Origin of the sequence: Caballeronia sp. INDeC2 (genome assembly GCF_023631325.1) — a bacterium.
Taxonomy (GTDB): Bacteria; Pseudomonadota; Gammaproteobacteria; order Burkholderiales; family Burkholderiaceae; genus Caballeronia.
In genome coordinates, this window is the sequence record NZ_JALQDG010000003.1 from 342298 (window position 1) to 361515 (window position 19218).

Sequence of the window (19218 nt, forward strand, 5' to 3'; positions counted from 1 at the left end):
AGCGACACAAAGCGACACCGAATCAATGGCCAAAGCTACCTATTCCGCGAGCCCGCAGGCGTTGCCGCACCGCATGTCGCGGCTCTTCACCGAAATTCGCTGGATCCTGCAGGTCGCGCTCGGACTGTTTCTCGTGATGGCGCTCCTTTCGTACAGCCGCAAGGATCCGAGCTGGACCCACGCGGTGAGCGTCGATCGCATCGGGAACTGGGCCGGGCGCGTCGGCGCTTATACGTCCGATATCCTGCTGCTCGTCTTCGGGCTGTCTTCCTACTGGCTCATCGTGCTGCTCGCGCGGCGCATCGTCGCGAATTATCGAAGGATCACGCAGCCGCCCGTCGTCGATGAAGACGCGCCGCGCGACCGCACCTGGCTCGCCGAAGCGTTCGCGTTCGTGCTCGTGCTCCTCGCGAGCGACGGCATCGAGGCGCTGCGCATGTGGTCGCTCAAGGTGCAGTTGCCGCGCGCGCCGGGCGGCGTGGTCGGCGATGTCGTCGCGCGGCATGTTTCGCATGCGCTCGGCTTCACGGGCGCGACCTTGTTCTTCTTGATCGCGCTCGCGATCGGCTTGTCGCTCTATTTTCGCTTCTCATGGCTGTCCGTATGCGAGAAGCTCGGCGACGGAATCCTCAACGCGATCACCGGCGCGCAACTGCGCCGCGAGGCGGGACGCGACCGCAAGCTGGGCGAAGCGGCCGCGGTCAAGCGCGAAGGCAAGGTCGTGCGCTCGCGCGAGAAGAGCGAAGATCACGAACCCGTGATGATCGTGCCCGCCGCGCCCGCGCCCGCGCGCTCCGAACGCGCCGAGAAGGAAAAGCAGGTGCCGCTCTTCAAGGACCTGCCGGGCGATTCCACCTTGCCGCCGCTCGCGTTGCTCGATCCGCCGCCGAAGAACCAGGAAACCATCGCCGCCGATACGCTCGAATACACGTCGCGGCTCATCGAAAAGAAGCTGAAGGACTTCGGCGTCGAGGTGAGCGTGATCGCCGCGTATCCGGGGCCGGTCGTCACGCGCTATGAAATCGAGCCGGCGACGGGCGTGAAGGGCAGCCAGATCGTCGGTCTCGCGAAGGATCTCGCGCGCTCGCTGTCGCTCGTGTCGATTCGCGTCGTCGAGACGATTCCGGGCAAGAACTACATGGCGCTCGAATTGCCGAACCAGCGCCGTCAGACGGTCAAGCTCTCCGAGATTCTCGGCTCCGAGGTCTATGCGAACGGCGCATCGCCGCTGACGATGGGCCTCGGCAAGGACATCGGCGGCAATCCGGTCTGCGCGGATCTCGCGAAGATGCCGCACTTGCTGGTCGCCGGCACGACGGGTTCGGGCAAGTCGGTCGGCATCAACGCGATGATTCTCTCGCTGCTCTACAAGGCGAGCGCGGATCAGGTGCGGCTGATTCTCATCGACCCGAAGATGCTCGAAATGAGCGTCTACGAAGGCATTCCGCATCTGCTGTGTCCGGTCGTCACGGACATGCGGCAGGCCGGTCACGCGCTCAACTGGGCGGTCGCAGAGATGGAGCGCCGCTACAAGCTGATGAGCAAAATGGGCGTGCGCAATCTCGCGAGCTTCAACACGAAGATCGACGAAGCGAAGAAGCGCGACGAAAAAATTCCGAATCCGTTTAGCCTCACGCCCGACGATCCTGAGCCGCTTACGCGCCTGCCGAATATCGTCGTCGTGATCGACGAGCTCGCCGACCTCATGATGGTCGTCGGCAAGAAGGTCGAAGAGCTGATCGCGCGTATCGCGCAGAAGGCGCGCGCGGCGGGCATCCATCTGATCCTCGCGACGCAGCGTCCGTCGGTCGACGTAATCACCGGCCTCATCAAGGCGAACGTGCCGACGCGCATGGCGTTTCAGGTGTCGTCGAAGATCGATTCACGCACGATTCTCGACCAGCAGGGCGCCGAGTCGCTGCTCGGCATGGGCGACATGCTCTATCTGCCGCCGGGCTCGGGCTTGCCGGTGCGCGTGCACGGCGCGTTCGTATCGGATGAAGAAGTGCATCGCGTGGTCGACAAGCTGAAGGAGCACGGCGAGCCAAACTATATCGAGGGCATTCTCGAAGGCGGACTTGCGGGCGACGGCGACGAAGGCGCGACGGGCGCGGCCGGAACCGGCGGCGCCGACGGCGAGTCCGATCCTTTATACGATCAGGCGGTCGAGATCGTCATCAAGAACCGGCGCGCGTCGATCTCGCTCGTGCAGCGGCATTTGCGCATCGGCTATAACCGCGCGGCGCGTCTGCTCGAACAGATGGAGAACTCGGGGCTCGTGTCGGCGATGTCGTCGAACGGCAACCGCGAGATCCTCACGCCGGCCCGCGACGCGGAGTGACGTGCGCGTCCAATTGGAGAACATAACGATGAAGCAAATTACGGGGAATCCGCTTGCCAAGGCTTTGGGCGCGGTGATCTTTTCGGCGTCGATGCTTTTCGCATCGCACGCATTCGCGAGCGGCACGGAACAGCTGAAGGCGTTCGTGTCGCAAGTGCGCGCGGCGCGCGGCGACTTCACGCAGCAGGAAGTCAAGGCGCCCGGCAAGACCAACAACGGCGCGACGTCGAACGCGATGCCGACTCGGGGCGCGACCTCCAGTGGCACCTTCATGTTCGCGCGGCCGGGCAAGTTCATCTGGTCGTATCAGAAGCCGTATTCGCAGATTCTCCAGGCCGACGGCGATAAGCTCTACGTCTACGACAAAGACTTGAACCAGGTCACCGTGCGCACGCTCGGCGGCGCGCTCGGCGCAAGCCCGGCGGCGATTCTCTTCGGCAGCAACGATCTGGAGAAGAACTTCAACCTGCGCGATGCGGGCGAGAAGGGCGGCATCGACTGGCTGGAACTGACGCCCAAGGCGAAGGACACGCAGTTCGAGACGGTCGGCATCGGCTTCAAGGACGGCAATCTGCAGGCGATGGAACTGCACGACGTGTTCGGCAACGTCACGCTGCTCACGTTCTCGAACATCCAGAAGAACCCGCCGATCAAGAGCGATACCTTCAAGTTCACCGTGCCGAAGGGCGCGGACGTGATCAACGGCTGATTCGAAAAGGGCGCGACGAAAGCGCCCTTTCTTCATTCGATGGCCGCGTGCGCGGCGGCCATGTCCTCGAGAAAGGCTTCCACGATCTCGCGTTTCGCGCCCCGCGCGCCGCTCAGGCGTTGCGCGCGCGTGACCATCTGAAACGCGACGCGATAGCGCATCGCCTGCGGATTCAGTGGCGCGAGCACGCCGTCTTTCACGTACGGCGCGGCGAAGTGCTCGGGCAGATAGCCGAGATGCCGGCCCGACAGCACGAGCATCGCGACGGCCTCCATGTTGTCCGCGACCGCGCCGATATTGCGCGGCGTGAGCTCGCCGGCTTCGGGCAGCGGATAGCTGCGCCACGCCCAGTCGTGCTCGAACGCCTGCGCGATGCCGACATCGCCCGCCTGCGCGAACAATGGATGCCCGCGTCCACAGTACGCGAGCTGATCCTCCGCGAAGATTTCGGTGTAGTCGAGCGACGGCACGCGATGCCAGAAGTAGCCGATCGCCATCTGGATGCGCTCGGCCAGCAGCATTTCCTCCAGTTCGCCCGGCGAGCGCACCAGCACCGCGAAGCGCACGGATTCGTCGCGCCGGCGGAAACGCGCGATCGCCTGACTGACGCGCGCGTTCGCGCTGACGGGCGTGTTGCCGATCATCCCGAGCGTGAGCGTGCCGACGAGCGTCTTGCCGACATTGCGCGCGGTCGAATCGAAGGTATCGATGGCGGCGAGCAACGTCCGGCACGCCTCGACGAACTGCTCGCCGCGAGAGGTCAGCGCGAAGCCGCCGCGCCCGCGCTCGCAGAGCCGGTAGCCGAGCCGCGTTTCGAGCGTCGCGAGCTGCGTGCTGATGGTCGATTGCCCGACGTTGAGCGTCGCCTGCGCCGACGAGATGCCGCCCGCATCGGCGATGGCGAGGAACACGCGGATGAGGCGCAGATCGAGATCGGAAAGGTGAGTGAACATGGGCGCCGTCGAAACATCGATAAATGTCGATGTTAAGTTAATTTCGTCGCCATTTTATCTTGATCGAAAAGGCGCTATAAATTTCAGGGTGCCAACGTGAATCCATCTGACGCCATGAATACATCCTCACTTTTCGCGCCTGCCGAACACTTCGATTCCCACTTCGTCGAACAGCGCGCCGAGCGCCCGCAGCCGTTATCGGGCAACCAGATGCCGCGCTGCGGCGGCATCACGACGATGATGCGCCTGCCGCACGTCCATTCGGCCGAAGGGCTGGATGCGTGTTTCGTCGGCGTGCCGTTCGATCTCGGCACGTCGAACCGCACCGGCGCGCGCTTCGGTCCACGCCAGGTGCGCAGCGAATCCGTGCTGCTGCGCCCGTACAACATGGCGACGCGCGCCGCGCCTTTCGATTCGCTGCGCGTCGCGGATATCGGCGATGTCGCGATCAATCCGTACAACCTGCTCGATTCGATCGACCGCATCGAGCGCGCGTACGGCGAGATCCTGAAGCACGGCTGCAAGCCGCTCACGCTCGGCGGCGATCACACCATCGCGCTGCCGATCCTGCGTGCAATCCACGCGAAGCACGGCAAAGTCGGGCTGATCCATATCGACGCTCACGCGGACGTCAACGACACCATGTTCGGCGAGAAGATCGCGCACGGCACGCCGTTCCGGCGCGCGGTGGAAGAGGGCTTGCTCGATTGCTCGCGCGTCGTGCAGATCGGCCTGCGCGGCACGGGTTACGAAGCCGGCGATTTCGACTGGTGCCGCGATCAGGGTTTTCGCGTCGTGCAGACGGAAGAGTGCTGGAACAAATCGCTCGCGCCGTTGATGGACGAAGTGCGCGCGCAAATGGGCGACGGCCCCGTCTACATCACGTTCGATATCGATGGCATCGATCCCGCATTCGCGCCCGGAACCGGCACGCCGGAAATCGCCGGTTTGACCGTGCCGCAGGCGCTCGAAATCGTGCGCGGCGCGCGCGGGCTGAATATCGTCGGCGCGGATCTGGTGGAGGTCGCGCCACCTTATGACCCGTTCGGCACCACCGCGCTCCTGGGCGCGAACCTCGCGTTCGAGCTGCTGTGCGTGTTGCCGGGCGTCGAGTATCGCGCGGGGCGTTGAGTGCCCCGAGTCTATGTGAAAAAGCCGCCAGAAATGGCGGCTTTTTCGTCGGGCGATCACGCGTAGGCGCGGCGCCGTCCCGACACGAGCAGCAAATAGCACACCGCGCCGAGCGCGAGCGCGGGCAGCGTCGCGCCGAGATTCGGCAGCCATTGATTGATCGCGTGATACGCCGCGATGCCGATGCCCCATGCGATGAACGCGCTCACGTGCCAGCCGCCGGAAAAGCCATAGCGCCCGTCGATGGACCCGAGCGCGGCGGTCTCGATGCGGCGCTTGCGCACGATGAAGTGATCGGCCAGCACGACGCCGAAGAGCGGCGCGAACACCGAGCCGATCAGCAACAGGAAGTTCTGATACTTGCCCATCTCGACGACGAGCGCGACGAGCGTGCACAGCGCGCCGAACGCGCATGAGAGCATCGGCACGCTGGCGCGCGCCCAGAACGTGCCCGTCGATACGGCCGCGGAGTGGATATCGGCAAAGGCGTTGTCGGTTTCATCGATCAGAATGAGGAAGAGCGCGACGCCGCCGCCGGCCTGCGCGAACGCGGTGGTGAGGAGCGCATCGCCGCCGCCCGCCGCGAGGCCGTAGATCGCGCCGAGCGCATAGAACCACAGGTTCGCGATGCCGTAGCCGAGCAGCGTGCCGCGGAACGCGCCGCCGGCGCTCTTGCCGAAGCGCGTGTAATCGGCGATGAGCGGCAGCCACGACAGCGGCATCGCGACGACGAGATCGATGCCCGCGCCGAACGCCAGCTCGCCCGTGCCGGGGCGCGCCAGCAGCGCGGCGAGATCGTGCTTGGCGAGCAGATTCCAGGTGAGCCAGCCCGCGCCGCCGAGCAGCAGCCAGATGCCCCAGGTGCGCAGGAAGCGCCGCACGAAGGAGAGCGGGCCGCTCACCGCGAGCAGCGTCGCGAGCGCGCCGAAGATGAGCGTCCAGACGAGCGGCATCGAGAAGTGGAAGGACTGCTTCGCGAGCGCATCGGCGGAGTCGCGCATCACGATGATTTCGAACGAGCCCCAGCCGACGAGCTGGATCGCGTTGAGCACCGCCGGCACCGACGCGCCGCGCACGCCGAGCGTCGGGCGCAGCGAGGACATCGCCGCGAGCCCCGTATCCGTGCCGACGACGCCCGCCAGCGCGAGCAGCACGACGCCGATCACCGTGCCTATGGCGATCGCCGTCAGCGCGTGGGGCAACGACAATCCCGGCACGAGGAGCGCGCCCGCCTGCGCGACCAGCAGCCCGATGCCGAGCGAGAACCACAGCGCGAAGGCATCGCTCGTGCCGAAGGCGCGCCGCTCGGGCGGCACGGGCGTGAGCGGCGCGTAGGTCGAGGTTTCGCCGTGCGCCGCGGCGTTCGTGGTGTGCTCTTGCCCCATCGGATTGCGTCCTTGTCGTGTCGAAGCGTGGTTTGCGGGCGCGTGGCCCGCTTCGTGCGAACCCGCCGCTGTCAGGCTGTCATAATGACCCGATTTCGCGGTCGCGCCGCGCCTTCCCTGAAGGGCGAGATTATCGCCGCGATCCACCCAACTGCGTCAATCCGCATCGCACAGCACATGTTCGAAGAAAACCGTGGCAACGTTCCGCTCGCGGAGCGCCTGCGCCCCCGCACCATCGACGACGTGATCGGCCAGAAGCATCTGCTCGGTCCAAACAAGCCGCTGCGCGTCGCGTTCGAATCGGGCGAGGCGCATTCGATGATTCTCTGGGGCCCGCCCGGCGTCGGCAAGACCACGCTCGCGCGTCTCATGGCCGATGCGTTCCACGCGCAGTTCATCTCGCTCTCGGCGGTGCTCTCGGGCGTGAAGGACATCCGCGAGGCGGTGGAGACGGCGCAAATCCATCGCGCGAACGGGCATCAGACGCTCGTGTTCGTCGATGAAGTGCATCGCTTCAACAAGAGTCAGCAGGATGCGTTCTTGCCGCATGTGGAGTCGGGTTTGTTCGTGTTCGTCGGCGCGACGACCGAGAATCCGTCGTTCGAGGTGAACAGTGCGCTCTTGTCGCGCGCGGCGGTCTACGTGCTGAAAAGCCTCGACGCCGACGAATTGAAGCAACTGCTCGAACGGGCGACGAAGGAACTCGGCGGATTGACGTTCACCGACGAAGCCCGCGACGCGCTGATCGGTTCCGCCGACGGCGATGGCCGCAAGCTGTTGAACAATCTGGAGATTGTCGCGCGCGCGGCGGCGCAGCAAAAGCAGACCGACGTCGACGGTACGCTACTCGGCAGCGCGCTCGCCGAGAATCTGCGCCGCTTCGACAAGGGCGGCGACGCGTTTTACGACCAGATCAGCGCGCTGCACAAGTCCGTGCGCGGCAGCAATCCGGACGCGGCGCTCTACTGGTTCTGCCGCATGCTCGACGGCGGCGCGGACCCGCGCTACATGGCGCGGCGCATCGTGCGCATGGCGTGGGAGGATATCGGGCTGGCCGATCCGCGCGCCGGCCGCATCGCGCTCGATGCGGCCGAAACATACGAGCGCCTCGGAACACCGGAAGGCGAACTGGCGCTCGCGCAGGCGCTCATCTATCTGGCGGTCGCGCCCAAATCGAACGCGGGCTACAACGCGTACAACGAGGCGCGGCGCTTCGTCGGCAAGGATCAATCGCGCGGCGTGCCGGTGCATCTGCGCAATGCGCCGACCAAGCTGATGAAGGAACTCGGCTACGGCCACGAATACCGTTACGCGCACGACGAGCCCGACGCCTACGCTGCCGGCGAAACCTATCTGCCGGACGGCATGCGCGATCCGAACTGGTATCAGCCGACGCCGCGCGGACTCGAAGGCAAGATCGGCGAAAAGCTCGCGCGTCTCGCGGAACTCGACGAAGCCTGGCGGCGCGAACATCGCAACGACAAGAAGTCGTGAAATTCGAGGCGTTCGTTTCGTGCGCGGGCGAATGGCGTTTCGCGAGGCGCATCGCCGATCGCACCCGGCGCGCAATGGCCGTGCGCTAAAATCGGCATTTCCGATTACTTAACAAAGCTGCCCCCGCCATGCTCGACATCCAAACCCTCCGCAAAGACCTGGACGGCGTTGCGAAGCGCCTCGCCGATCGAGGCTACACGCTCGACGTCGCCGCCTTCGCCGCGCTCGAAGCCGAGCGCCGCGAGATCCAGACGCGCACCGAAGAACTGCAGGCGCGCCGCAACAGCCTGTCGAAACAGATCGGCGCGATGAAGGGCCGCGGCGAGGACACGTCCGCGGTGATGGCGGAAGTGGGCGGCATCGGCGACACGATGAAGGAATCGGCGGCGAAGCTGGACGATATCCAGAAGCGTCTATCGGACCTGATGTTGACGGTGCCGAATCTGCCGCACGAGAGCGTGCCGGTCGGCAACGACGAGACGCAGAACGTCGAAGTGCGGCGCTGGGGCGCGCCGCGTTCGTTCGACTTCGAAGTCAAGGATCACGTCGATGTCGGCGCGCCGCTCGGACTCGATTTCGAAACCGGCGCGAAGCTCTCGGGCGCGCGTTTCACGCTGCTGCGCGGGCCGATTGCGCGGCTGCATCGCGCGCTCGCTCAGTTCATGATCGACACGCACACGGAGCAGCACGGCTATACCGAGGCGTACACGCCGTATATCGTGAATCCGGAGATTCTCTACGGCACGGGCCAGTTGCCCAAGTTCGCCGACGACATGTTCCGCGTCGAGAAGGGCGGCGATGAAAACACCATCACGCAGTATCTGATCTCGACCTCGGAGATCTCGCTGACGAACACGGTGCGCGACAGCATCCTCGAAGCCGGCGCACTGCCCGTGAAGCTCACGGCGCATTCGCCGTGCTTCCGTTCGGAGGCTGGCTCGTACGGGCGCGATACGCGCGGCCTGATTCGCCAGCATCAGTTCGACAAGGTCGAGATGGTGCAGATCGTGTCGCCCGAACATTCTTATTCCGCGCTCGACGAGATGGTCGGGCAGGCGGAGGCGATCCTTCAGAAGCTGGAACTGCCGTATCGCGTGATTACGCTGTGCACGGGCGATATGGGTTTTTCGGCCGCGAAGACGTTCGATCTCGAAGTGTGGCTGCCGGCGCAGAACACGTATCGCGAGATTTCGAGCTGCTCGAATACCGAGGCGTTCCAGGCGCGTCGCATGCAGGCGCGTTTCCGCAATGCGCAGGGCAAGCCGGAGTTCGTGCATACGCTGAACGGTTCGGGGCTGGCGGTCGGACGCACGCTCGTCGCGGTGCTGGAAAATTTCCAGAACGCGGACGGTTCGGTGACGATTCCGGCGGTGTTGCGTCCATATATGCGTGGCGCGGAAAGAATCGAAGTTTCGCCGACGGAGTGACGTTTATTTTCAAAACGGCTCTTGGAAACCGCGAAAGAGTTCGATATACTTTCGTTCTTCGTTGAGCAACGACCGGTTCACGAAGACCCGAAAGGGTAGACGGAGAGGTGGCAGAGTGGTCGAATGTACCTGACTCGAAATCAGGCGTACGGTTTTCCCGTACCGTGGGTTCGAATCCCACCCTCTCCGCCAAGACACTAAAACCCCGCAAGTCGCAAGACTGCGGGGTTTTGCTTTTGGGGCGCCGCGATGAAGCTCCGTTCATCGAGCGGCGCGATGCCTCAAGTCGTACACCGTGCGATATCGAAGCGCAGCTCCGGTTCGGGCACGCCGCCATCGTCGCTCGACGACTGCTGCACCTTCACGATCGATCCATACGCCGAAGGCGTCAGCGTCACGAGCCACGCATTCGAGCCGACCAGCACCTCCGTCGTCCCTTGATCGCGCCGCGTTTGCGCGGAGGGAATCATGCGCTGCAAACAACTCGATATATCCGACGCGGGCCGCGCCGACGAAACATGAATCACGGGCTTCGACGCGCGCAACTCGGGACCGCTCGTCGAACTGCAGGCGGCGAGGGCGGCGACGCCCGACAGCACGGCGCAAATCAGTGCAAATCGATACACGTTCATAACACTCCGGCAGGTTCGAAAACGGGCCACTAAAACACAAACGCGCTTTCATCACAAGGGCGAACGACGCTCGCGGCGCGTCGCAAGGAACGCGTCCGAAGCCTCGAAATGCACTGCCCGCGCGGCTCTGCAAGCGGCGGCCGTGCGCGGGAGTGCTATCATCGGGCCCATTGTCCTCGCGCGGCGGCCGTCTCGAACGCCGGTGAAAACGCACACGCGAGGCGGCACGAACCCATCGCATTGCTCAATGGCCATCACGCTCAAGACACCCGCCGACATCGAAAAGTTGCGCATCTCCGGCCGCATGGCCGCCGAAGTCCTCGCGATGATCGCCGAACACGTCCGCCCGGGCGTCACCACCGACGAACTCGACGCCATCTGCAATCGCTTCATCGTCGACGAACTGAAGGCCATTCCCGCCAACGTCGGCTATATGGGCTTCCCGAAGACGGTCTGCACCTCGGTGAATCACGTCGTGTGCCACGGCATTCCCGGGCCGAAAGAACTGAAGGACGGCGACATCATCAACATCGATGTCGCGATCATCAAGGACGGCTACTACGGCGACACGAGCCGCATGTACTGCGCCGGCACCCCGAGCGCCGAAGCGCGCCGCCTTACGGAAACGACCTACGAAGCGATGGTCGCCGGCATGCGAGAAGTGCGCCCGGGCGCGACGCTCGGCGATGTCGGCGCAGCGATCCAGAGCGTCGCGCATCGCGAGGGCTTTTCTGTGGTGCGCGAGTATTGCGGCCACGGCATCGGCCGCGTGTATCACGAAGACCCGCAAGTGCTGCATTACGGCCAGCGCGGCGCGGGCCTGCGCCTGAAGCCGGGTCTCGTCTTCACCATCGAGCCGATGATCAACGCGGGCCGCGCCGCCACGCAGCAGTCGCGCGATGGCTGGACCGTGACGACGAAGGATCGCTCGCTTTCCGCACAATGGGAACACATGGTCGCCGTCACCGACGACGGCTTCGAAGTGCTCACGCCGTGGCCGGACGGCACGGGAAGCTATGCAGCGCCATGAGCGCGCGTTCGCCTGATCGTGTGCGCTGTAAAGCACTTTCCCGGATTTAGGAATTGACGGGTTCGCCCGTTCGGTTGAAGCTATGTCCACGGCCCGCGCGCCGGACCGGCCAAGAGAGCCGCACGCGCATGAGCCAGAGAGCCAGAGAGAAATAGCCCGCATGAGTCCCTCATTGACCGTCAGCCGCATCGCCGCGCAGCAAGGATCGGTTTTGCGCGAGCTTCGCACGGCATCGCTGCGCGAAGCGCCGTATGCATTCGGCGAAACGCTGGAAGATGCGCTGCTCGTCGATCCGTCCTTGTTCGACGACACCGCTGCGCTGCACGCGAATTCTGCCCGGCTCGCGACGTTTCTGCTCTACACGGAAGGTCATCCCTGCGGTCTCGTGCACGCGTACATCGAAGAGGCGCCGAGCGCGCGCGCGTTCGTGAGCGCGCTGTGGGTCGCGCCGGCGGTGCGGCATCTGCGCGGCGGCGAGTTGCTCGTGAACGTCGCGTCGCAATGGCTCGTCGGGCAGGGCGTCGCCGAGGTGCATGCGTGGATTTCCGCGGAGAACCGGACCGCGGTGCGCTTCTACGAGCGACTCGGTTTCGGTCCCACCGGCGATCGTCGCGCCATGCCGTCTCACGAAGAAGAAGCCGAGTCGCTCTTCGTGCGCCATATGCCCACCGGACAGTACGCCTAACTTGCGTTAGTTTGCGCTGCATCGGCGTTGCACGCGCGCCCATCGTGCGCACGCGCGGCGCTCACTTCTCGTTTTCGATAGCTGAAATCGGTCCTAAAAATTATGGCCGTGTGCGGCAACGCCTGTAAAATACGCAAAAATTTTGGCCGTTCCTATGTCGCTCAACAAAACGCCCTTCTTCGAACTGCGCAGCGGCTCCGTCGACACGCTTCTCTTCGTCGTCAAGACTCCCGACCTCGACGCCCTGCGTACCGAACTCACGCGGCGCTTCGAAGCAACTCCCGAATTCTTCGCAGGCGATGTCGTCGCGATCGACGTGCGCCGTATCGCTGATGCCGCGAAGGGCGGCGAGGGCGAGCGCGTGTCGCTCGCCGAACTCGAAACACTGCTGAAGAGCGTGCGCATGCGCCCGATCGGCATCGTCGCGCTGCCCGCGCAAACGTGGGCGATTCAATGGGCGAACGAAGGCGGCCTGCCGATTCTCGAAGCGCGCGACCGGCGCGGCGCGCCGAAGCCTTCCGTCGACGAGGCGAAGCCGAACACCGAAGCCGCAGCCGTGATCGAAGCGGCCGTCGCGAAGGAGCCGGCCCCCGCGTCGCTGCCCGCGCCCGCGACCATCATCGACCGGCCGCTGCGCTCGGGCCAGCAGGTCTACGCGAAGGGCGATCTGATCGTGCTCGGGCTCGTGTCGTACGGCGCCGAAGTGATCGCGGAAGGCAATATCCATATCTATGCGCCGTTGCGCGGCCGTGCGCTCGCGGGCGTGCACGGCAATCTCGACGCGCGGATCTTCTGCACCTGTCTCGAGCCGGAACTCATCTCGATCGCGGGCATCTATCGGACGACCGAGAACCCGTTGCCGGCCGACGTGCTCAGCAAGCCCGTGCAAATCTGGCTGAACGAAGAAAAACTCATGATCGAACCGCTGCGGCTGACCTGACGGGTTGGATCGACTCGCGCGCCCGATGCCCCGGCGCGCGCCCGAAAGCAACGCGAGCGGACCTATTGACGAACACAAGGTACTTGTATGGCAAAAATCATTGTGGTGACTTCGGGGAAGGGCGGCGTCGGCAAGACGACCACCAGCGCGAGCTTCGCATCGGCGCTCGCATTGCGCGGCCACAAGACGGCCGTGATCGACTTCGACGTCGGTCTGCGCAATCTCGACCTCATCATGGGTTGCGAACGCCGCGTGGTGTACGACCTGATCAACGTCATTCAGGGCGAAGCCAATCTGCATCAGGCGCTCATCAAGGACAAGAAGTGCGAGAACCTGTACATCCTGCCGGCGTCGCAGACGCGCGATAAAGACGCGCTCACGCTCGAAGGCGTCGAGAAGGTCATCAACGAGCTGATCAAGATGGATTTCGAGTACATCGTCTGCGATTCACCGGCGGGCATCGAATCCGGCGCGCTGATGGCGATGCACTTCGCCGACGAAGCGCTCATCGTGACGAACCCGGAAGTGTCTTCCGTGCGCGACTCGGACCGCATCCTGGGCATCCTTTCGTCGAAGACGAAGCGCGCGATCGAAGGCAAGGAACCCGTCAAGGAACATCTGCTCATCACGCGCTACAACCCGAAGCGTGTGAGCGAGGGCGAAATGCTGTCGCTCTCCGACATCCAGGAAATCCTGCGCATCGAACTGATCGGCGTGATTCCTGAATCGGAAGCGGTGCTGCATGCATCGAATCAGGGCTTGCCGGCAGTGCATCTGGATGGCACGGATGTCGCCGAATCATACAAGGACGTGGTGTCGCGCTTCCTCGGGGAAGAAGCGGCGCTGCGCTTCACCGACTATCACAAGCCCGGTCTGCTGCAACGCATCTTCGGCACCAAGTAAGGGGACGCAATGTCGATTCTTTCGTTTTTGCTGGGCGAGAAAAGAAAGTCCGCTTCGGTCGCGAAGGAACGCTTGCAGTTGATCATTGCGCACGAGCGCGCGGGTGGCAAAGCCGCCGCCGATTATCTGCCGGCGTTGCAACGAGAACTTGTTGCCGTGATTTCGAAGTACGTGAAGATTTCCGATGACGATATTCGAGTGAGCCTCGAACGTCAGGACGACCTCGAAGTGCTGGAAGTGAAGATCGAGATTCCGCAGGCATAACGCTTGACGCGTAGCGCTTGCGCGCGGTATCGCGTCGGCTCGGGCCGCCCGAGCGCCGCGGGAAAAATGCAGAGCCAGGATCGGGTGATCCTGGCTTTTGTTTTTGCGCGCTATCGTTTGCGCGTGCAATTCGTTCGACGGCTGCGCGCCTTTCATCAATATTCGGTTGCACATGGGGTGTCGTCGTAATACGCGGTTTGTCCTCCTTCTGACGGCCTCGCGCATTGAATGCGTATCGGCGGTGCTGAGTCGCCGGTTGCATCGATCCGCGCCATACGGCGTTTAATGTCTCGAAAGAAGAAGAGGTCCACCATGAAAACATCCCTCCGTACGCTGCTTGCCCGAACCGCGCTGGTCATCGCCGGCGCGATCACCGTGACGGCTGCGTCTGCCGCCGAAGTCGTGATCGTCGCGCCGAGTGCGCCGCCCGCGCCGCGCTTCGAGGCTGCACCGCCGGCCCGCGCGGGCTATGTCTGGGATCGCGGTCACTGGAACTGGGAGCATGGCCGATACGTGTGGGTCGGCGGTCATTGGGAAGCCGAGCGCGTCGGTCATCGATGGGTGCCGGGCGAATGGGTCGGACACGGCGCGCAGTATCGCTGGGTCCCGGCGCATTGGGCGTGAAGGGGCGCGCGATGAAGAGGCTGCTGATGGTCCTCATGGCTGTCGTGCTCGCCGATGCGCTTGCCGGTTGCATCGTCGTGCCGGAGCATCATTACGCGTATCGGCCGGCGCACGTGTACGTGTATTGACGGCCTGACGACGATACGGAACGCAGCGGCGGCCGGCCCGGCATGCTCGCTGCGATCAGTCGATCGGCAGCGGCGTCGCTTCGCGTGCGGGGGCTGAAAAAAGAACAGGCGCGAGGCTTTCGCCGGGCGCCCAAGAAACGCTCCCGCTATAAGCAGGAACGGAGAGGAGAGGTGAGCCGTCAGTACAGCCCGCCAGGCGAGCCGCACGAACCGCATTATCTGCTCAGAGCGGACATTCGCTCGAAAGTTCAATCGATTTGAAATTTTTCTGTAGGCCCGGTCTGCGAAGCCGGGCGCAGCATTTCAGGCAGTCAGCGCTTCGAAAGCCAGCACCGCCGCAAACGCACCCACGTTCGCGACGACCGCCTCGAACAACACGCCTCGCCATGTCGCGGGACGGAATTTCACCGCGAGCAGCAGCGCGGTCACCAGTGCGATGGCGATGATCGCGACGAGATGGGCACTCTGCAAATGAATGCGCATTGCGTTCTCCGTTCGGACTCGCGGCAACGATTTCCCGCGAATCGTTTTTGTCCAATTTGTTTCGAGTATAGGCAGCGACATATTTACTGGAAAGCGGACAAAAAAGTCATTTTGCCGCCAGCTTGCCGACTGCCATCGAGTGTTAATTTAAATACTCGTTGATTCAGGGAATTTTCTTTCTAGACTAGGTACAAACCCCGTATATGCGCGAGGCCAGTTTCGGCGCCGCGTAGAACCGCAAGTCTGTGGAGCATTCGCCAGATGACTTCCTTGACGACACGTTCTCTCGAAGTCGATTTCTTTCGAGGAATCGTGCTGCTCATTATCGCGGTGGACCACATAACGGGAAGCGTGCTATCGCGCTTTACGTTGCATCAATATGCATTCTGCGATTCCGCGGAAGTATTCGTGTTTCTTGGAGGTTATGCGTCGGCGGCGGCTTATACGGCGCTTGCGACTCGCCGTAGCGATTCAGCGGCCCGTCGACGCTTTTTCAAACGCAGCTGGGAAATCTACCGCGCGTATCTGTTCACCGCGTTTCTCATGCTGATCGGCGGCGCGCTTTTGATGGCGCTGAAAGTCGATACGCCGATGGTCCAGTACACCGAATGGCCGAGCTTTCTCACGCGACCGTTCGGCCTGACCGTCGATATCGCATTGCTGCGTCAGCAGCCCTATCTTTCCGCGGTGTTGCCGATGTACTCGGTGTTCGCGCTCGCCGTGCCGGTGATCGTTCCGCTCGCGCAGAAGAAGCCCGTCATCGCGATGTTCGGCAGCCTGCTCGTGTGGCTCGCGGCCATGCCGCTCTTGCGCTTCTTGCCGGGCACGTACGGCGAAGCGTGGTCGTTCAACCCGTTCGCCTGGCAGCTGATGTTCATGACCGGCATTCTTTCGCGCGTCCAGCCGATCAGCGACGAATTCCACGCCGGCCGGGCCGCGCGCTGGCTGACAGCGAGCGCGATCGCCATTGCGCTGACCTTCGCGTTCTACAAGCTCTTCCTCGAAACCCAGGCGCCGCCGGGATACATGAAGCAGAACCTCGCGACGCTGCGCATCGTGAGTTTTGCGGCGATTGCGTGGATCGTCGCGCGCGGCGTGTATGCGGGATGGGTCGGCAAGCTCGCGCGCAAGCTGCCCGGCATCGTGACGATCGGCCAGCAAGGGCTCGTGTGCTTCATCGCGGGAACGGGCGTATCGCTCGTGCTGGATTCGGCGCTGCGCGCGATGGGCGTGCTCGGGCTCGGGCGCTATCCGTCGCACTGGATTCTGGGGCTCATCGCCGATAGCATTGCCATCGCGAGTCTGCTCTTGCTTGCGCGCTTCTGGGCCGACCGCAAGGCGGCGAAGGCGGCGCGCGCGAAGAGCGTCGAACGGCCGGCGCCGCGCATTCCGGTCATCAAGGGCAGGCCGGTGCCTGCCCACGTCACGAACCCGCGCGATCGCTAGACGCGCCGGTTGCCCGCTCTCATTCCAGCGTAATGTTGCGCGTCTCGCGCATGCACAGCACCGCGATGAGGCTCACCGCCGCCGCCGCCGACACATAGCCGCCCACCCATGTCAGCCCGCCGCGATTGGCGAGCAGTTGCGCGATATACGGCGCCACCGACGCACCCAGAATTCCGCCCAAGTTGTACGCAACGCCCGCGCCGGTGTAACGCACGTTGGTCGGGAAAAGCTCGGGCAGCAGGGCGCCCATCGGCGCGAAGGTCACACCCATCAGGAACAACTCGATGGTGAGGAAGAGCGCGACCTGGACCGTGTCGCCGCTGCCGAGGAGCGGGGCCATGGCGAAGCCGGACAGGATCGCCAGCAGGCACCCGACGATCAACACGGGCTTGCGGCCGAAGCGGTCGCTCGCGATGGCGGAGATCGGCGTGGCGATAGCCATGAACAGCACGGCGAAGCACAGGAGCCCAAGAAAAGTCTCGCGCGCGAAATGCAGCTTGGCGACGCCGTAGGACAGCGAGAACACCGTCGAGATATAGAAGAGCGTGTAGCAGACGACCATCGCGAACGCGCCGAGCAGCGTCGGCACGAGATGGCTGGACAGCAGCGTCGCGACGGGCACCTTCACGCGCTCCTCGCGCTCGACGGCCGCGCGAAATGCAGGCGTCTCCGCGATCTTCAGGCGCACGTAGAGACCGAGCGCGACCAGCACGGCGCTCACGATGAACGGCACGCGCCAGCCCCAGCTGCGGAACTGCTCGTCGGAGAGAGAAAGCGCGAGACCGAAGAAGAGGCCGTTCGACGCGAGAAAGCCGATCGACGGTCCGAGCTGCGGAAACATGCCGAAGAGACCGCGCTTGCCTTTCGGCGCGTATTCGGTCGCGAGCAGCGCGGCGCCGCCCCATTCGCCACCGAGGCCGATGCCCTGCCCGAAGCGCAGGACGCACAGCAGGATCGGCGCGAGGCTGCCGATCGAATCGTAGCCGGGCACGAAGCCGATGAGCGTCGTCGAGACGCCCATCACGAGCAGCGAGGCGACGAGCGTGGATTTGCGGCCGATCCGGTCGCCGAAGTGACCGAAGAGAAACGAGCCGATCGGCCGCGCGAAGAATGCGATGCCGAACGTGACGAATGCGGATAGCGCCTGCGCGGCGGGTGAATCGTGCGGAAAGAACACCGGTCCGATGACGAGCGCGGCGGCGGTCGCATAGACATAGAAGTCGTAGAACTCGATCGCGGTGCCGATGAAGCTCGCGAAAATAACGCGAGAAGCGCTTTGGGATCCGTCGCCGGGCTTGGCGGCGGAAAGCGAGGGTGAGGACATGTCGTCTCCGTTGTCTTGTGCGTTGGTGCGAAGCATTGTCGCGCGCATCGCGGGGCTAGAGCGATCGAAATGACGAGCGAATTCGTCGCCCGGCGCGCGTCAGCTTTTTGTAGGAATTGCGGTGCGATGGCAGGAAAGCCACGCTTGACGGTGCGCGCGAGTAGCGCACGATGTCGCGGCGCAGATGGGCTGCGCTCAGGCGCTTCGCGCGACGCGCGGGATGGGCGCGAGGCGAAGGCCGCGCCAGAAGCGGGTCCGGCAGGGGTGCCGAAAATTATAACGAGCGTGCGCGCCGGGCGCCAATCAATCGATGGTCGTCGCCTGTGGCGAGTGCGACGTTTGCAACTGGAACTGGCCGTTGTCGTTGAACATCCAGCCTTCGAAAAGCTCCAGTTGACCTTTGCCGTTCAGGAGACGCACGGGCGGCGCGGGCAGCGGCGACGCGCGGCGCAGCGAGGCGAGCGCGGTGGCTTCGGCTTCGTCGTCGCCATTGGTCCGATACACCGATGAGTCGACGAGCCGCCCGCCACGATCCACCGTGAACGACACGAGCACGAACGAGCGCAGCATCGCCTGTGGCGTGCCCTTCAGCACCAGCGACGGATTGCGCTCGAAGATGCGCTGGGCGATGCGTGCCTTGTACTCGTCGAGCGTCTGACCGGAAACGGACGGCGCGGCGGCGCGCGCGGCCACGACGCTCGGCGGCGGCGTGATCGTGCAGGCGCTCATCGTCGCCAACGTGCCGACGAGCGCAAGCGTGATACAGCAGGAACGTGACGCGGACATCGCGGGCAATGGCGAACGGGCGGTACTTAAATGGTAGTCGCTGCAAAGGCCGTGAGCGGAAGAAATGCGTGCGCTAGCGCGCGCTCGGGCGCGGGATTTGCTCACGATGACTTCATTCGAAAACACTGGAGGAGGGCGCCATGAACAGCGACACGAATCAGCCGGAAGACGGCAAGACTGCCGAACACAGCGACAACGAGAAAAGCAAGTTGCCGGAGCGCGACGACGAAGATCGCAAGCAAGCCCCGAACGACAGACCGGGCAAGCAGTCGGGCGAGGGCGAAGCGCCTGTCGGCTGAGCGGCCTCGATGAGGCAGTGCTATGGTAGTTAGGGGATGTCCCCGAGTTCCGGGAGAAAGCCATGTCACGCAAGAACCATCCTGCACCGTCGGGCGCGCCCGCACGGCAGCAGCAGCCGACTACGGCGGCGCATTCGAAGAGCGAATCGAAACGTGCCGATCCTAAAGCGGATGCGGCCAAGGCGGAGCCGGTTCCGCATGTTCGTCCGCCTGTCAGGTCGGACGACAACTGAT

General features: G+C 64.1%; 20 protein-coding genes and 1 tRNA gene. 15 read left to right on the top strand and 6 right to left on the bottom strand.

Going from position 1 to position 19218, the window contains the following annotated elements:
- Positions 1-25 precede the first annotated feature (25 nt).
- Together NCS28_RS03205 and lolA are read left to right on the top strand one after the other, a co-directional pair.
- Positions 26-2341 (top strand): DNA translocase FtsK, encoded by a 2316-nt coding sequence (locus NCS28_RS03205; RefSeq protein ID WP_250512437.1) that lies wholly within the window; start codon positions 26-28, stop codon positions 2339-2341.
- A 28-nt stretch (positions 2342-2369) separates the two neighbouring features.
- Positions 2370-3050 (top strand): outer membrane lipoprotein chaperone LolA, encoded by a 681-nt coding sequence (gene lolA / locus NCS28_RS03210; protein ID WP_250512438.1) that lies wholly within the window; start codon positions 2370-2372, stop codon positions 3048-3050.
- A gap of 32 nt (positions 3051-3082) precedes the next feature.
- On the opposite strand, the gene NCS28_RS03215 is transcribed toward lolA, so the two are convergent.
- On the bottom strand, positions 3083-4003 hold the full coding sequence (locus tag NCS28_RS03215) for a LysR family transcriptional regulator (protein WP_250512439.1): 921 nt from the start codon (positions 4001-4003) through the stop codon (positions 3083-3085).
- A gap of 114 nt (positions 4004-4117) precedes the next feature.
- On the opposite strand from NCS28_RS03215, the gene speB reads away from it, so the two are divergent.
- Positions 4118-5134, top strand: a complete 1017-nt coding sequence (gene speB, locus NCS28_RS03220; protein ID WP_250512441.1) for an agmatinase — start codon at positions 4118-4120, stop codon at positions 5132-5134.
- A 56-nt stretch (positions 5135-5190) separates the two neighbouring features.
- On the opposite strand, the gene cytX is transcribed toward speB, so the two are convergent.
- The gene (gene cytX, locus NCS28_RS03225) at positions 5191-6519 is read right to left on the bottom strand and encodes a putative hydroxymethylpyrimidine transporter CytX (RefSeq protein ID WP_250512443.1); all 1329 of its coding nucleotides are present in this window, start codon (positions 6517-6519) and stop codon (positions 5191-5193) included.
- Positions 6520-6696: 177 nt separating this feature from the next.
- Here cytX and NCS28_RS03230 point away from each other — a divergent pair, with 177 nt between their 5' ends.
- From NCS28_RS03230 to NCS28_RS03240, 3 genes are all read left to right on the top strand, one after another.
- Positions 6697-8013, top strand: coding sequence for a replication-associated recombination protein A (locus NCS28_RS03230; RefSeq protein WP_250512444.1), 1317 nt, complete (start codon positions 6697-6699; stop codon positions 8011-8013).
- Between the two features lie 128 nt (positions 8014-8141).
- Positions 8142-9440 carry a serine--tRNA ligase gene (serS, locus tag NCS28_RS03235; RefSeq protein ID WP_250512445.1) on the top strand — a complete coding sequence of 433 codons (1299 nt, stop codon included), beginning with the start codon at positions 8142-8144 and terminating at the stop codon, positions 9438-9440.
- A gap of 101 nt (positions 9441-9541) precedes the next feature.
- Positions 9542-9632, top strand: a tRNA-Ser gene (locus tag NCS28_RS03240).
- A gap of 89 nt (positions 9633-9721) precedes the next feature.
- On the opposite strand, the gene NCS28_RS03245 is transcribed toward NCS28_RS03240, so the two are convergent.
- Positions 9722-10072 carry a hypothetical protein gene (locus tag NCS28_RS03245; RefSeq protein WP_250512446.1) on the bottom strand — a complete coding sequence of 117 codons (351 nt, stop codon included), beginning with the start codon at positions 10070-10072 and terminating at the stop codon, positions 9722-9724.
- Positions 10073-10319: 247 nt separating this feature from the next.
- On the opposite strand from NCS28_RS03245, the gene map reads away from it, so the two are divergent.
- From map to NCS28_RS03275, 6 genes are all read left to right on the top strand, one after another.
- Complete coding sequence (gene map / locus NCS28_RS03250; RefSeq protein WP_250512447.1) at positions 10320-11102, top strand: type I methionyl aminopeptidase; 783 nt, start codon at positions 10320-10322, stop codon at positions 11100-11102.
- A gap of 160 nt (positions 11103-11262) precedes the next feature.
- On the top strand, positions 11263-11787 hold the full coding sequence (locus NCS28_RS03255; protein ID WP_250512448.1) for a GNAT family N-acetyltransferase: 525 nt from the start codon (positions 11263-11265) through the stop codon (positions 11785-11787).
- Positions 11788-11941: 154 nt separating this feature from the next.
- Positions 11942-12727, top strand: a complete 786-nt coding sequence (gene minC / locus NCS28_RS03260; protein ID WP_250512449.1) for a septum site-determining protein MinC — start codon at positions 11942-11944, stop codon at positions 12725-12727.
- An 87-nt stretch (positions 12728-12814) separates the two neighbouring features.
- Complete coding sequence (gene minD, locus NCS28_RS03265) at positions 12815-13630, top strand: septum site-determining protein MinD (RefSeq protein WP_250512450.1); 816 nt, start codon at positions 12815-12817, stop codon at positions 13628-13630.
- Between the two features lie 9 nt (positions 13631-13639).
- Positions 13640-13894 (top strand): cell division topological specificity factor MinE, encoded by a 255-nt coding sequence (gene minE, locus NCS28_RS03270; protein WP_006999197.1) that lies wholly within the window; start codon positions 13640-13642, stop codon positions 13892-13894.
- Between the two features lie 312 nt (positions 13895-14206).
- A complete protein-coding gene (locus NCS28_RS03275) occupies positions 14207-14518 on the top strand; it encodes a YXWGXW repeat-containing protein (protein WP_250512451.1) in 312 nt (103 codons plus the stop codon).
- 431 nt (positions 14519-14949) lie between these two features.
- On the opposite strand, the gene NCS28_RS03280 is transcribed toward NCS28_RS03275, so the two are convergent.
- On the bottom strand, positions 14950-15129 hold the full coding sequence (locus NCS28_RS03280) for a hypothetical protein (protein ID WP_250512452.1): 180 nt from the start codon (positions 15127-15129) through the stop codon (positions 14950-14952).
- A gap of 261 nt (positions 15130-15390) precedes the next feature.
- On the opposite strand from NCS28_RS03280, the gene NCS28_RS03285 reads away from it, so the two are divergent.
- Positions 15391-16575: an OpgC domain-containing protein gene (locus NCS28_RS03285; protein ID WP_250512453.1), complete on the top strand. Its 1185-nt coding sequence runs from the start codon at positions 15391-15393 to the stop codon at positions 16573-16575.
- 19 nt (positions 16576-16594) lie between these two features.
- Here the strand turns inward: NCS28_RS03285 and NCS28_RS03290 are convergent, their stop codons facing one another.
- Both NCS28_RS03290 and NCS28_RS03295 read right to left on the bottom strand, forming a co-directional pair.
- The gene (locus NCS28_RS03290) at positions 16595-17899 is read right to left on the bottom strand and encodes an MFS transporter (protein WP_250512454.1); all 1305 of its coding nucleotides are present in this window, start codon (positions 17897-17899) and stop codon (positions 16595-16597) included.
- Positions 17900-18202: 303 nt separating this feature from the next.
- Positions 18203-18685 carry a TonB family protein gene (locus NCS28_RS03295; RefSeq protein WP_250512455.1) on the bottom strand — a complete coding sequence of 161 codons (483 nt, stop codon included), beginning with the start codon at positions 18683-18685 and terminating at the stop codon, positions 18203-18205.
- Positions 18686-18825: 140 nt separating this feature from the next.
- Between NCS28_RS03295 and NCS28_RS03300 the strand changes: the two genes are divergently transcribed.
- Both NCS28_RS03300 and NCS28_RS03305 read left to right on the top strand, forming a co-directional pair.
- Positions 18826-18984, top strand: coding sequence for a hypothetical protein (locus NCS28_RS03300; RefSeq protein ID WP_250512456.1), 159 nt, complete (start codon positions 18826-18828; stop codon positions 18982-18984).
- 62 nt (positions 18985-19046) lie between these two features.
- Positions 19047-19217, top strand: coding sequence for a hypothetical protein (locus NCS28_RS03305; RefSeq protein ID WP_250512457.1), 171 nt, complete (start codon positions 19047-19049; stop codon positions 19215-19217).
- Position 19218 lies beyond the last annotated feature (1 nt).

What these genes read in the sequence shown, in the direction of transcription:
- NCS28_RS03290 (WP_250512454.1), bottom strand. Translation starts at nt 17,899, where the DNA reads ATGTCCTCACCCTCGCTTTCCGCCGCCAAGCCCGGCGACGGATCCCAA.
- NCS28_RS03255 (WP_250512448.1), top strand. Translation starts at nt 11,263, where the DNA reads ATGAGTCCCTCATTGACCGTCAGCCGCATCGCCGCGCAGCAAGGATCG.
- NCS28_RS03215 (WP_250512439.1), bottom strand. Translation starts at nt 4,003, where the DNA reads ATGTTCACTCACCTTTCCGATCTCGATCTGCGCCTCATCCGCGTGTTC.
- serS (WP_250512445.1), top strand. Translation starts at nt 8,142, where the DNA reads ATGCTCGACATCCAAACCCTCCGCAAAGACCTGGACGGCGTTGCGAAG.
- minD (WP_250512450.1), top strand. Translation starts at nt 12,815, where the DNA reads ATGGCAAAAATCATTGTGGTGACTTCGGGGAAGGGCGGCGTCGGCAAG.
- lolA (WP_250512438.1), top strand. Translation starts at nt 2,370, where the DNA reads ATGAAGCAAATTACGGGGAATCCGCTTGCCAAGGCTTTGGGCGCGGTG.
- NCS28_RS03280 (WP_250512452.1), bottom strand. Translation starts at nt 15,129, where the DNA reads ATGCGCATTCATTTGCAGAGTGCCCATCTCGTCGCGATCATCGCCATC.
- NCS28_RS03305 (WP_250512457.1), top strand. Translation starts at nt 19,047, where the DNA reads ATGTCACGCAAGAACCATCCTGCACCGTCGGGCGCGCCCGCACGGCAG.
- NCS28_RS03285 (WP_250512453.1), top strand. Translation starts at nt 15,391, where the DNA reads ATGACTTCCTTGACGACACGTTCTCTCGAAGTCGATTTCTTTCGAGGA.
- speB (WP_250512441.1), top strand. Translation starts at nt 4,118, where the DNA reads ATGAATACATCCTCACTTTTCGCGCCTGCCGAACACTTCGATTCCCAC.
- NCS28_RS03245 (WP_250512446.1), bottom strand. Translation starts at nt 10,072, where the DNA reads ATGAACGTGTATCGATTTGCACTGATTTGCGCCGTGCTGTCGGGCGTC.
- map (WP_250512447.1), top strand. Translation starts at nt 10,320, where the DNA reads ATGGCCATCACGCTCAAGACACCCGCCGACATCGAAAAGTTGCGCATC.
- NCS28_RS03275 (WP_250512451.1), top strand. Translation starts at nt 14,207, where the DNA reads ATGAAAACATCCCTCCGTACGCTGCTTGCCCGAACCGCGCTGGTCATC.
- NCS28_RS03230 (WP_250512444.1), top strand. Translation starts at nt 6,697, where the DNA reads ATGTTCGAAGAAAACCGTGGCAACGTTCCGCTCGCGGAGCGCCTGCGC.
- cytX (WP_250512443.1), bottom strand. Translation starts at nt 6,519, where the DNA reads ATGGGGCAAGAGCACACCACGAACGCCGCGGCGCACGGCGAAACCTCG.
- NCS28_RS03300 (WP_250512456.1), top strand. Translation starts at nt 18,826, where the DNA reads ATGAACAGCGACACGAATCAGCCGGAAGACGGCAAGACTGCCGAACAC.
- NCS28_RS03205 (WP_250512437.1), top strand. Translation starts at nt 26, where the DNA reads ATGGCCAAAGCTACCTATTCCGCGAGCCCGCAGGCGTTGCCGCACCGC.
- minE (WP_006999197.1), top strand. Translation starts at nt 13,640, where the DNA reads ATGTCGATTCTTTCGTTTTTGCTGGGCGAGAAAAGAAAGTCCGCTTCG.
- minC (WP_250512449.1), top strand. Translation starts at nt 11,942, where the DNA reads ATGTCGCTCAACAAAACGCCCTTCTTCGAACTGCGCAGCGGCTCCGTC.
- NCS28_RS03295 (WP_250512455.1), bottom strand. Translation starts at nt 18,685, where the DNA reads ATGTCCGCGTCACGTTCCTGCTGTATCACGCTTGCGCTCGTCGGCACG.